At 64.1% G+C, this 8,304-nt stretch carries 13 protein-coding genes and 1 other RNA gene; 6 read left to right on the top strand and 8 right to left on the bottom strand.

The genetic code is table 11. From position 1 onward, the window contains the following. Positions 1-387, bottom strand: a 387-nt coding sequence (locus BG35_RS13035) for a hypothetical protein (protein ID WP_161632529.1), incomplete at its 3' end; no start/stop codon positions are given. On the opposite strand from BG35_RS13035, the gene BG35_RS0104170 reads away from it, so the two are divergent. Then, complete coding sequence (locus tag BG35_RS0104170; protein WP_152535166.1) at positions 386-721, top strand: hypothetical protein; 336 nt, start codon at positions 386-388, stop codon at positions 719-721. The genes BG35_RS13035 and BG35_RS0104170 overlap by 2 nt on opposite strands. A 26-nt stretch (positions 722-747) precedes the next feature. Further along, positions 748-1,065 (top strand): TlpA family protein disulfide reductase, encoded by a 318-nt coding sequence (locus BG35_RS0104165; protein WP_025781833.1) that lies wholly within the window; start codon positions 748-750, stop codon positions 1,063-1,065. Between the two features lie 40 nt (positions 1,066-1,105). Here BG35_RS0104165 and BG35_RS13325 read toward each other — a convergent pair whose 3' ends face one another. Together BG35_RS13325 and BG35_RS0104155 are read right to left on the bottom strand one after the other, a co-directional pair. Beyond that, positions 1,106-1,264 (bottom strand): hypothetical protein, encoded by a 159-nt coding sequence (locus BG35_RS13325; RefSeq protein WP_173399733.1) that lies wholly within the window; start codon positions 1,262-1,264, stop codon positions 1,106-1,108. A gap of 42 nt (positions 1,265-1,306) precedes the next feature. Further along, complete coding sequence (locus BG35_RS0104155; protein WP_373276963.1) at positions 1,307-1,423, bottom strand: cytochrome b6-f complex subunit PetN; 117 nt, start codon at positions 1,421-1,423, stop codon at positions 1,307-1,309. An 83-nt stretch (positions 1,424-1,506) separates the two neighbouring features. On the opposite strand from BG35_RS0104155, the gene clpS reads away from it, so the two are divergent. Both clpS and BG35_RS0104145 read left to right on the top strand, forming a co-directional pair. Then, a complete protein-coding gene (gene clpS / locus BG35_RS0104150; RefSeq protein WP_025781831.1) occupies positions 1,507-1,812 on the top strand; it encodes an ATP-dependent Clp protease adapter ClpS in 306 nt (101 codons plus the stop codon). Between the two features lie 100 nt (positions 1,813-1,912). Beyond that, positions 1,913-2,197: a DUF2103 domain-containing protein gene (locus BG35_RS0104145; RefSeq protein ID WP_025781830.1), complete on the top strand. Its 285-nt coding sequence runs from the start codon at positions 1,913-1,915 to the stop codon at positions 2,195-2,197. 27 nt (positions 2,198-2,224) lie between these two features. On the opposite strand, the gene ssrS is transcribed toward BG35_RS0104145, so the two are convergent. The 3 genes from ssrS to BG35_RS0104135 all read right to left on the bottom strand — a co-directional run bounded on the left by ssrS (position 2,225) and on the right by BG35_RS0104135 (position 4,463). After that, positions 2,225-2,408, bottom strand: a non-coding RNA gene (gene ssrS / locus BG35_RS11990) — 6S RNA. A gap of 7 nt (positions 2,409-2,415) precedes the next feature. Next, positions 2,416-3,570 (bottom strand): 5-(carboxyamino)imidazole ribonucleotide synthase, encoded by a 1,155-nt coding sequence (locus BG35_RS0104140; RefSeq protein ID WP_025781829.1) that lies wholly within the window; start codon positions 3,568-3,570, stop codon positions 2,416-2,418. Positions 3,571-3,587: 17 nt separating this feature from the next. Then, complete coding sequence (locus BG35_RS0104135) at positions 3,588-4,463, bottom strand: carbohydrate ABC transporter permease (RefSeq protein WP_025781828.1); 876 nt, start codon at positions 4,461-4,463, stop codon at positions 3,588-3,590. 36 nt (positions 4,464-4,499) lie between these two features. Between BG35_RS0104135 and aroB the strand changes: the two genes are divergently transcribed. Then, positions 4,500-5,609 (top strand): 3-dehydroquinate synthase, encoded by a 1,110-nt coding sequence (gene aroB, locus BG35_RS0104130; RefSeq protein WP_025781827.1) that lies wholly within the window; start codon positions 4,500-4,502, stop codon positions 5,607-5,609. Positions 5,610-5,722: 113 nt separating this feature from the next. Then, positions 5,723-6,346 (top strand): hypothetical protein, encoded by a 624-nt coding sequence (locus BG35_RS13030; RefSeq protein ID WP_161632528.1) that lies wholly within the window; start codon positions 5,723-5,725, stop codon positions 6,344-6,346. On the opposite strand, the gene BG35_RS0104120 is transcribed toward BG35_RS13030, so the two are convergent. Then, on the bottom strand, positions 6,343-7,554 hold the full coding sequence (locus tag BG35_RS0104120) for a class I SAM-dependent methyltransferase (protein ID WP_025781825.1): 1,212 nt from the start codon (positions 7,552-7,554) through the stop codon (positions 6,343-6,345). The two genes, BG35_RS13030 and BG35_RS0104120, sit on opposite strands and share 4 nt — an antisense overlap. Before the next feature lie 13 nt (positions 7,555-7,567). Beyond that, a partial coding sequence (locus tag BG35_RS0104115) for a 4-hydroxybenzoate polyprenyltransferase (RefSeq protein WP_025781824.1) occupies positions 7,568-8,304 on the bottom strand: 737 nt, incomplete at its 5' end.

Below are 8,304 nucleotides of genomic sequence, written 5' to 3'. Positions count from 1 at the left end.
CAGCTTGAGGGCCTCGGCCAACGTCAGGTACGAGCCGTCCTGCTCCAACTGCACCCAGACCAGGGGTTGGGTGTCGTCTTGTTCCCTGGAAGCCGATGTCCCGGAGGTGAGTGCCGGAGGAATCGGCAGCGGGGACAAGCTAGCCCTGAGATTTGGGGTAGATGAAGCAAGAAGAGCAGCACCCGCCAGTATGGGTGCCGAAACAGCAGTGAACTTGAAGAAAGACCGCACCTGATCCTCGGCAATCTCGGCAATGGGGAGGGATGTAGAAACAGCGCTCCTATAAAAAATATTAAACCTCTCGTAGCTGATCTGACAACTCCCTATTCTATAGCTCCTCCTTGGCTGGAGTTTTTTGAAAGGCTTTGATGGGGGAAGACCCCCCATGGCGCCAGGGCAAAACTGGTCTGCAGGTCAGTGGACGGCTGCTTTGGAGGGATGGCCTGGCGCTACAGGTCCTCGGCGTGTATCCGGCGTGGCCATGGAGCAGGCGGTGGCCCTGGCGCTGGCATGGGGACTCCAGCCCCGTCGCCCCCTGCTGCGTTGGCGTCTCCGCTGGCGCCAGCTTCAGCCGCGACAGACGGCTCAACAACTCCTCGCGGCCGGCGTGCCCCGGGGACCTGAATTGGGCCGGCAGCTTCGCGCCCTGCGGCTGGAAGCCATTGAGGCTGTTGAGCAGAGCGCTCCCGAAGCGATTCGGTCTCCAGGGGCCAGGGCCTAAACTGCGGATGTTCAGGGCCTTACGCCATGACGCTCACCGTGCTCAAGTTCAGTTCCAAAGATTGCGGCGCCTGCCATCGCATGGCCCACTACGACGCCAAGGTGGCCACGGAGTTGGGGGCTGAACTGATCACCGTGATGCTCCAGGACACGGACACCTACCGGCGCTACAGGAAAGTCCTCCTGGCCCGGTATCCCAACAAGGAAGGCATGGGCTGGCCCACCTATCTGGTGGTCAGCGACCCTGAAGGAGCTTTCACCATCCATGGCGACATGAAAGGAGGCATGCCCAAAGGGGAGTTCCGCCGCAAGCTGGCTGCCCTTCTGCCGCAAGAAGACGCCTAGCCATCCGGCTTCGCCGGTGCTGTTGCCGTCCTTCTCAGCCTCAACGCTTTTTGCGGGGCGGGGATTGCTCCGGTTCGCGGCGGCGCCGCCTGTCGCTGGCTTCCATGAGGGACAGATACACGACGCCAGCCGTGACAAACAGCAGCAGCGCCAAGGCCGTGAGGCCCAACGCACGGCTCACCGTCAAGATTTCCGCCATCTGCACTCGGAACGGGGACTCGGGCTATCGGATCAGAGGGTCTCAGAATTTGAGCGTGTTATCGCCGTCACGCCCCCAGACCACAAACGCAATGGAAAGGCTGAACATTGCGGCCAGAGCAGCCCAGCCAATGGAAATCAACATGAAAAAGTCTGTCATGGCCACTTCACGATAGCGCGAAATGTGGGTATCCCATGGTGTAGATATCTGCATTTGCTGTGATTGCCCACAGTACCGTTGCCATGACAAGCACCCTCAAGGAACGGCTGGCCGTACGACCAGCCAGAGACACGGCTCTCCGGCGCCGGCCTTACCCCCATTACCGCATCATCGTTCTGGATGATGATGTCAACACGTTTCAGCATGTGGTGAAGTGCCTGGTGACGTTCCTCCCGGGGCTGACCCGGGATCGGGCCTGGGCCATGGCTCAGGAGGTTGACGGCGAAGGAAGTGCGGTGGTCTGGACAGGTCCCCAGGAGCAGGCCGAACTCTACCACGGGCAATTGGGTCACCACGGTCTCACCATGGCGCCCCTGGAGCCGGTCTGAGGCTGACCACCGATCCCCCGGCCCATCAAGACCACCCGCCCCCGGCCGCCAGGCCCCACAATGGGACCGTCACGTCAGCACGTTGTCAGGGGTGTGCCCCATGGGTCGCGTTGTTGTCACCCACTCCACCTACATCCCAGGACTGCTCAAGGTTCTCAGGAAGCTGGCCGCAGTGGAGGGGATTACAACCTGTACCCCGGCGGTCATCCGCCATGGGGGCGCCAATGCGGAAACCTTTCAACTGCGCATTACCAGACCCCTGCCGTGGGGAGGCGGTTTCAAGGCCATCGCCCGCAAGGGTCGATCCAGCCAGGAGGTGTTTATCACCACCCAACTGGAGAAGGCCGTGATCCAGAAGGCGGTGCGGCGCATTCTGGATCGTTGAGGACCTGATTCCAGAGATGGCTCTAAAGTTGGAACCGCCATGCCGTCCTGCCTCAGGTTTCGACCTGGGATCAGCCAGGGGGGAAGCAAAAGCTGGGATCCATTTCTGGCGCAAAGGCCAGTCTACTTCACCGTCGCGACATGCCTCCCACATCGAAAGGGAGTCAGATCAGAACACTGGAGAAAGCAAAAGACCAACGCAGCAGTTCCGCCGTTATCCTAAGCCATGGTCCGGGATACCGGCCAGATCCGATCCACGGCCGCCAGGCTGTCCTTGATGTCCTGTTGGCGTTGGGCAGGGGTGGAACCGGTGAGGCAGCGGGTCACGTGACCCAGTTTGCGGCCCCGGCGGCTGATCCGCTTCCCGTACCAATGGAGATGAAAGCCGGAGAGGGCCGCCAGGGCCTCCTGTTCCTGGGCATAGGTCTTCCGGCTGTCTTCAAACCCCAGCAGGTTCACCATGAAGGCCCCTGGCGTACACAGGTCCGTCGGCCCCAGGGATGCGCCTGTCAGAGCCCGCAGATGCTGTTCAAACTGGCTGGTGGCGCAGGCTTCAATGGTGAGATGGCCGGAGTTGTGGGTGCGTGGAGCCAGTTCGTTCACCAGGAGGCCTTCCGGCGCCCAGAACAGTTCCACCGCCAGCACACCCACGTAGTCCAGTTGCTGCAGGATGGAGCCGATGATGGTGATGGCGCGGGCTTCCACGCTCTGGGGCACGGATGCCGGGGCAAGCACCGTGGCGCACACCTGGCCAAGCTGACGGGTTTCCAGCAAGGGATACCAGCGAATCTCTCCCGTAGTCGAGCGGGACCCCACCATGGCCAGCTCCCGCTCAAAGTCCACAAAGCGCTCCAGATACCAGTCTTCCGGGCACACGGATTCCGCAAGTGCCTTGAGCGCCTCGCCGTCGTCAATGGTCCGGAGACCCCGGCCATCATACCCGCCGGATGCGGCCTTGGCCATGAGGGGATAACCCAGATCATCGAGGCGCCCCGGGCGCGCCAGTGCCTCGGTGAGGTCAATCCAGGCGGGAACCGGGATGTTGAGGTCCTGGAGGATGTGCCGCTGTCGCCGCTTGTCCGTCAAGCTGGAGAGGGTGTCCAGGGAGGGACGGAACACCACCCCGGCCTGCTCCAGGGATTGGAGGCGCCCCAGGTCAACCAGTTCGTTCTCGAAGCCGATCACGTCCACCTGTTCCGCCAGGGCCTTCACCGCCGCCGGCGCCCCCAGGGGACCCTGCACCCAGCCACTGGCCGCCCCGACGGCGGGATCCTCTCCACAGGGACCCTGCACCACCAGGCTGATGCCCATGCCCTTGGCCGCCATGGCCAGCATCTGGGCCAGTTGCCCCGCTCCAATGATGCCCACCCCCATGGTTGCAGTTCTCCCAATCAAAGGAAACGACTGCCCTGGGCCACGCTGAAGCGCACCAGCGTCAGCAGCATGACCAGCAGGAACAGGGCCAGGCCCACCGTGCAGGCATAGCTGATGTCCAGTTCCCGGAAGGCCTGGTCGTACACATAGTAGACCAGCGTGCGGGTGCTGCCGGCGGGGCCGCCCTGGGTCATGAGGAACACCTCCTCGAACACCTTGGTGGCGGCAATGGCGGAGATCACGGCCACCAGCACCACGTAGGGGCGCAGCAGGGGCAGGGTGATGTGCAGATGGACGCGCCAGCCCCGGCAGCCGTCCAGGGCGGCCGCCTCGTAAAGCTCCGTGGGAATCCCCTGCAAACCCGCCAGGAAAATCACCATGTAATAGCCGATCCCCTTCCAGAAGGTCACCACCATGACGGAGACCAGGGCCAGCCGTGGATCGGTCAGAAAACCGATGGGGTCCGTATCCAGCCAGGTGACCAGCAGACCGTTGAGGAGGCCGTTCTCCCCGTAGAGCCAGCGGAAGGCAATGGCCGCCACCACAATGGACACCAGCACGGGGGTGTAGTAGGCGGCCCGCAACAACCGGATGCCGGGCAGCTTGCGGTTCACCAGAATGGCCAGAGCCAGGGAACCGGCCACAATGGGGGGCACCACGCCCACCAGATAGAGCACCGTGGTGCCCAGCACCCGTCGGAACACGGCATCGGCCAACAGGCGTCGCAGATTGCTCAAGCCCACCCAGGTGAGGGGTTCGCTCACGTCCAGGCCGCTGCGGGTGAAGCTCATCAACAACGCCAACACTGCCGGAATGAGCACCGACAGGGACAACAACAGCAACGCAGGCATGAGGAACAGCCATGGCGTTGCAGAGCGGCTGGATGGGGTCATGGCAGGGGAGAATCACCGTGCAGAGATCCCGTCGCCGTGGCCGCCGCCAACCTGAAACGCATTCCTGTTGCCCTGGCCCAGAGGGGCTATGAGGTGGTGATCGGCAGGGGTTGCCGGTTCCATGTGGGGGAAGAGTTGCGGCGGCTGGGGTACGGGGCGGGGCTCAAGGTGCTGGTGGTGAGCAATCCCATCGTCTTTCACCATTATGGGACCCGGGTCATGGAGGCATTGGGGGCCGCCGGCTTCACCGCCGGTTCCCTGGTGGTGGATGCGGGAGAAACCCACAAGACCCCCGCCACCGTGGCCCGGATTCACGATGCCTGCTGGCGGGAACACCTGGAGCGGGGCTCCCTGATCCTGGCCCTCGGGGGTGGCGTGGTGGGGGACATGGCGGGCTTTGCCGCCGCCACATGGCTGCGGGGCATCGCCGTGGCGCAGATGCCCACCACCCTGCTGGCCATGGTGGACGCCGCCATTGGCGGCAAAACCGGCGTGAACCACCCGGGCGGCAAGAATCTTATCGGCGCCTTCCATCAACCCCGTCTGGTGCTGGTGGACCCGGACACCTTGTCCACCTTGCCGGAGCGGGAGTTTCAAGCGGGTATGGCGGAGGTGATCAAGTACGGGGTCATTGGCGACGTGGACCTGTTCGCCAAACTGGAGCAAGCGGAGGATCTCGGTTCCGCCACGGCGGTGGGACCGGCCCTGCTCATGGAATTGCTATGCCGCTCCGCTGCCGCCAAAGCCGCCGTGGTGGCAGCCGATGAGCAGGAAGGCGGCCGCCGCGCCATCCTCAACTATGGCCACACCCTGGGCCATGCCCTGGAAACCCTGACGGGATACAACACCTATCTCCACGGGGAGGCGGTGGCCCTGGGGATGCATGCCATGGGCTGGATCGCCAGCCGGGAGGGCCATTGGCAGGAGGGGGAGCAGCAACGCCAGACCAGGGTGCTGGCCAAAGCCGGCCTGCCCCTTCGCTGGCCCCCCCTGGATCCGGCTTCTGTGGTGGCTTGCCTGAACAGCGACAAGAAAGTGCGCCATGGGCGGGTGCGCTTCGTGGCGCCCCGCGCCCTCGGTCGGGTGGAAATTCGTGACGACATCAGCGCCGAGCGGGTGGGGCAGGCGCTGAAGGCGTTGCGGTAGGGCTGTTGGGGGGTATCCTCTAACGTGGAAAAGGGTGGCAACAGCCGGTTCATCTGGTTTCCCTGCTTGCTTGATAGTCGACTTCGTCAACTTCCCCGTCCACTCCCATCGGCATGCCACATCTACTCCCCCTGTTTGCGGCCCTGCTCATATTCTTTTCCATCTGGTGTACACCAGCCTCCTATGGCGCGAATAGCCACAGCTCTTTTCCCGGGTCTCCAATAGCTGTCACGAACTTAGCTGATGTTTCTACCCCTGGCCAACAAGAAGACCTGGCAGAAGATCAGGATCCCGAGAGTCCCGGTCGCTTCAAGAGATGGGACGGGAGAATCCCTCAGAAAGCTCTGGACACTGCAAAGAATATGGCTGCCACTTTGCTGGCCCGGGCAAATCCGCAACAAGTCAAGAATTTTGTATTACATCTCTTTGAATTGTTGCCCCTTGGAGACAAGGAGAAGCTGGAAGGGATTGTTCATCGTCTGGTTGATCCTCTTGATTTAGTCGGAGTGAAATTGCCGGTTGGCGAGATCACGGCTCTTTTGCTGCCGCTTGGCATGAGCAATTTGTCAGCCGCTGAGATCACTGCCCTTTTAGCGGCAATTGGCGGTCTGCCTGGCTTGGCCGTCTTGGGACTCAATCCCATGACAACAGGCCTTGTCGTACTTGTTGCCCTTGTCTTCGCTGCAGGGGCGGGCCTATCCGAAGTTTGGCATCTGGTCAAAGATTCTCTTGGTTAGCCTGCAAAACGGGCATAGTCTCCATTCCCTCTCCCTGGCGGCTCCTTCAAGACCAGCAGCTCCCCAGGCGCCGGCGTCGGGCAGCCCCGGTGAAACACCAACCAGCGGAATCCCCCCAGCCCGGCGGGATCCACCAGTCGCAGCAACGCCTCCCGCTGGGCGAGCCGCTGGGCCAAAGGGGGGCCGTCCGCCTCACCGAGGCGGCTCAGGCGCCGGGCCAGGCCCAGGGCCAGCAGGCCTTGCCCCTGGCTCACCTCGCCACACCATGTCCAGCCCGCCTCCTCGGCCCAGTGGCGCAGCAGATCGGTGCAGACGTGGGCAGTGAGATCCATCTCGCCAGGCCGGAGGAAGGGATTGCCCATGGCCTGGTGTCGGGCATAGGCCATCAAGGTTCCGTCCGGCCGCCGGGGGCTGTAGTAGCGCCGGGCATTGTGGCCGTAATCGAGACACCACAGCCAGCCTTGTTGCAACGCTGCCGCTGCCGCCCCGCACCAGGACCGTTGACTCAGGGCTAACTCGCTGGTCCAGCCCACGGGGAAGACATGGCCAGCGAGATGGATGCCCACGGCCTCCAGCAGCGCCGGAACCTCGGCAGACAGCGGTGGCCCCGGACACCAGTCCAGGTGGCCCCGCCGGCAATGCACCCATTGCCAGCGCCATCCATCCTCCCCCCGGGTAAAACGCTCCACCGGCAAGGCATCCAGCAATTCGTTGGCCAGGAGCACGCCGGTGACGGGGGCGGCGGCCAGTTGGGCGGGATGGGCGTGGCGCCAGGGCAAGGGCTGATGCTGAAGTTGCCGGATCTGACGCTGCCGGAGGGCGGGGCTGGTTTCCACCAGCACCAACTGCAATCGTTGCCGCCACCGGGGACGGGCCTGGGCCAGGAGAACGGCCAGATCACGGCTCAGCCCCCCGTCGCCCGGCCCCCACTCCACCAGGCTGAGGGCCTCGGTTGTGGCAGCCAGGGCATCCAGACACTGGAGCACCTGGGGCAACAGCAGGGTGGCCAGGGTGGACCCCAGGCTGGGGGCGGTCACGAAATCTCCCCGCCGCCCGAATGCCACGTGACCACGGCCGTAATAGCCGTGCTCCGGATCTTGGAGCACCCACTCCATATAGGTGGCGAAGGATACGGCCCCGCCGGCCGCCTTCAGTCGACGTTGCAGCCAGAGGGGGCAGGCTGTGAGGGAGGCAGGTGCAGGGCTCATGGGCCGGAAGACGTTACGCCAGACCGGCGCGACCCACTACCAGGCCCAGCAGCAGGAGACTGCCCAGCTTCACTTGCGCGGCAAAGCGCAGGCCGTAGAAACGGGCCGGGGGATCACGGCGGCGCCACAGCAGCGCCACTTCCCGCCCCATCCCCCAAGCCGCCGCCAACCAGAACAGCCACCACCAGGGCTGCACCCCGGCCATGGCGGCAGCCAGCCCCAGGCACCCCATGGCGAGGCCGTAACAACAGCCCACCACCGGCGCCGCCTGGGACCCCAGACTGCGGGCGCTGCTGTGGATGCCGATGCGACGGTCATCCGCTTGATCCGCCATGGCATAGACCGTATCAAACCCGAAACTCCACAGCAGCGTGGCCAGCCAGGCCAACCACAGCACCGGACTGTCCGCCAACGTTCCCCGGACAGCGGCCCAGGGAATCAGCACCGCAAACCCCCACGTGCAGGCCAGGACCAACTGGGGGTAGGGGAAAACCCTCTTGGCGCCTGGATAGAGCAGGATGGGCGCCAGGGATAGGGCCGCCAGCCAGAGGCAGAGGGTGCGATGGGGGAGCGTCAGGGCCACCGCCAGGCTCAGCACGAGTAGGGCCAGCAACGCCACCACGGCCGTCGGCGCCCCCAGAGCGCCACTGGCCAGAGGACGCTGCCGGGTGCGTTGCACTTGGCGGTCAATGGAGCGATCCCAGAGATCGTTGGCAACACAGCCCGCCCCGCTGACCCCGAGACCACCCA

The sequence above is a fragment of the Candidatus Synechococcus spongiarum SH4 genome (assembly GCF_000586015.1).
In the GTDB taxonomy this organism is placed as follows: Bacteria; Cyanobacteriota; Cyanobacteriia; order PCC-6307; family Cyanobiaceae; genus Synechococcus_B; species Synechococcus_B spongiarum_F.
Note: the sequence above shows the minus strand (reverse complement) of the source record. Positions and strands in the feature narration are given on the sequence as shown.